This is a genomic window from Streptomyces sp. NRRL WC-3549 (assembly GCF_000721935.1).
Taxonomy (GTDB): Bacteria; Actinomycetota; Actinomycetes; order Streptomycetales; family Streptomycetaceae; genus Streptomyces.
The window spans coordinates 56328-58846 of the sequence record NZ_KL585401.1; the positions used below are offsets into that span (position 1 = coordinate 56328).

Here is a 2519-nt window from a genome sequence, read left to right on the forward strand (position 1 = left end):
GGTCCAGGCAGACGAGCACCGCCACGAAGGCGGCACCGACGACGGAGGGCCACCACCGGGCCTCCCCGACGAGCACGACCGCCAGCAGCAGCCCCAGCGCCGCCGCGGGCAGCACGGCCACCGCGGTCTCGGCGAACAGCCGTCCGCCGATGCCGGAGAGGGACCCGCCGCGTGACCGCAGCAGGGCCAGCTCGTGGTGTCTGCGGGCACCGATCAGCCCGCCCGTCATCAGCAGGACGACGGCCGCCAGGGCACCGACCCCCACCGCCGCGACCGTGACGACGGGGCCGATGGCCTCGCGCATCGCCGTGTGGGCGTCGAGGAGGGCGTCCAGCTCCGTGGTGAGCGCCGCGTTGGGTCCGACCAGGGAACGGATCTCCAGCAGTTCGGGGCCGCCCTCCAGCGCGGCGACGGCGCTCCCCAGCCGCCCCGCGTCGGCCGCGGTGAGACCGGCGGGGTCCGGGACGAGGCGCCAGTACAGTTCGGGCTCGCCCGTGGTGTCCAGGAGCGCCGGCCCGGTGTCGGGGGCCAGCAGCAGCGTCGCCGTCCAGTAGAGGACCGGGGTCGGGGAACCCGGGTCCGGGACCAGTGACGGGGCGCGGTAGAGGGGGTCGACCGACCAGTAGCCGTCGTCGGGGCGCAGCGGTTCCACGACGCCCGTGACGCGTACGGTCAGCGGGCTGCCGCTCTGGGAGGGCACCGTGATCGTGGAGCCCGGCTTCATCTTCAGCTCCGCCGCCGTCTCCTCGGTGACGGCGGCCTCCACCTCGCGGGTGTCCGCGCCCACCTCGCCGTGGGCCACGGGCCAGCGGCCCGCACTCAGCCGGCTGTGCTCGGTGAGCGCCGACGGAACGGCGTAGTGCAGTCGGGGAGGCGCCGCGTCCGGGCGGGGGAGCCAGGGCTCCTGCGCGACGATCGGCTTCGTGGTGTGCACCCCGTAGAAGGAGCGCCCGGGATCGGTCCGTACCGGATCGGGGAGCGTCCTGGGCAGCGCGCGGGCGACGCCGGCCAGCGCCTCCTCCCGCACGCCCTGCTCGCGGACCGGACGCGGTTCCCCGAGGGAGACCGGGGGCGTGGTCACGTCGAGCACGCTCTGGCGGGGTGGCGCGGTCGCGATGCCGTGACGCAGCGCCTTCGTCTCGTACGCGTCCACGGCGCGCGGGAACGCGGCGGCGAGGAAGGCCGTCAGGAACAGCAGGACCGCGAGTGCGGCGCTGATGCCGGGGGCGGTACGCAACCGTGTACGGACCCAGGGGGCGCAGGCGGCCGGCATCTTGGCGGCGGTCATCTCAGTTGTCCCCCTGGCGCAGCGAAACGGCGGGTTCGGTGCGGCGCAGTGCCATCGCGGCCACGACCAGCAGCGGCAACGCCGCGACGGAGGCCAGCAGGACGGCGACCTGCCCGGCCGGCAGCAGCACCACGACGTCCGGCACCGGCCTGGCGGCCTGCCCCGTCAGCACGACGAGCGGCACGACGGCCCTGGTCAGCACCGCCCCCAGGGCGAGACCGATCAGCAGGGCGAGGGCGATGAGGGCGCCCTGTTCGGCGGCCATCGTCCGGGCCAGCCTGCGGCGGGATGCGCCCAGCGCCCGCAACACGGCGAACTCGGCGGACCGTTCGCGCCGCGAGCCCACGAGGCCGACCGCGGTACCGACCGCGGCCAGCGCGGCGGCGGACGCGGCGACCGCCAGCAGGGCGGACTGCGGGCCCGCCCCCAGCGGGTCGTCCGCCATCTCGCGGGCCGTCTCGTCGCGTACCAGCACCTGGGCCGGGTCCGTACCGGGCAGCTCGCGCAGCGCGGCGGCCACCTTCGGTCCCTCGCCGGGCGCCGTGCTCAGCCACCACTCGGTGGGCGGCAGGGTGGCCCCGGTCCGGTGGGCGAGCACCTCGGAGACGGCCCGGAAGTCCAGGAGCAGGCTCCCGCCGGGCTTCGTGGACGACTCCGTCAGGTCCCGGGCCCCGGCGGTGGCGCCCGGACCGGTGGTGGGCAGCTGCCGCACCGACGCCACCAGCGTCACCCGGACCGTGTGGCCCGCCAGCGTGAGGTCGACCTCCTGGCCCGGCTCCGCGCCCGCGTACGTCAGGTACGCGTCGCTCGCCACGGCCTTCAGCGCGGGGGCCGACGCACGGGCCGCGGTGATCCGGAGGGTGCCGACGGGGCCGCCGGAGTACGCCTGATCCGCCAGAACGGCCCCGGTGCCGTACCGGAAGGCGGGAGCCGCCCCCGAGCCGTTCACCTCCTGCGGCGTCTCGCCCGGCCGTTCCTCGCCGGCCTCGGTCACGGTCGTCACGGCCTGCCAGCGCACCTGGTCCGGTACGGGCACCGGCAGCTCCGCGCCCTGTGCGGTCAGCGCCCGGAGCCCCGTCACCGAGACCAGCCGCTTCTCGGAGCGGCCCGCGGGGACCGCGTCGTCCACCTCGAAGCCGGTCACGGCCAGCTCACCCGAAGGGGAGACGGGCACGGAGACGGTGTGCGTCCGGCCGTCCACGGGGACCGTCCCGGCGCCGACCCGGTAGCC

General features: G+C 76.4%; 1 protein-coding gene and 1 pseudogene. Both read right to left on the reverse strand.

The window, feature by feature from the left end; all coding sequences use genetic code 11:
* Positions 1 to 1288 (reverse strand): annotated as a pseudogene (locus IH13_RS0116750) (ABC transporter permease); the annotation flags it as partial.
* Position 1289: 1 nt separating this feature from the next.
* A partial coding sequence (locus IH13_RS0116755; RefSeq protein ID WP_031085223.1) for an FtsX-like permease family protein occupies positions 1290 to 2519 on the reverse strand: 1230 nt, incomplete at its 5' end.